Source organism: Bacillus cereus group sp. BfR-BA-01355 (assembly GCF_022663675.1).
GTDB lineage: Bacteria > Bacillota > Bacilli > Bacillales > Bacillaceae_G > Bacillus_A > Bacillus_A thuringiensis_S.
The window spans coordinates 1-211 of sequence record NZ_JAKUFY010000523.1 but is presented as its reverse complement, the minus strand read 5'-3'; the positions used below and the strand labels follow the sequence as shown (position 1 = coordinate 211).

The window sequence follows — 211 nt, the reverse complement described above, 5'->3', positions numbered from 1 at the left end:
TGGAAGGAATTTAAATGTAGCAAAAGAAGGCGCAAATAAATTTGAAAACGAATCCGGCCAATTTATTGATGGAATAAATCAATTAGCAGATGGATCAGGTCAAGTAACAGGTGGCTTAGATACATTATCAGTAGGAGTATCTAAATTAACAGATGGCTCAAGCCAAGTAACAGGTGGTTTAGATACATTATCAGTAGGAGTATCCAAATTA

General features: G+C 35.1%; 1 protein-coding gene. It reads left to right on the top strand.

Translation table 11 applies throughout. The annotated features are described in order from the left end of the window. Nucleotides 1–211: hypothetical protein (locus tag MR167_RS32760; RefSeq protein ID WP_242316337.1), on the top strand; the 211-nt coding region annotated here is incomplete at both ends.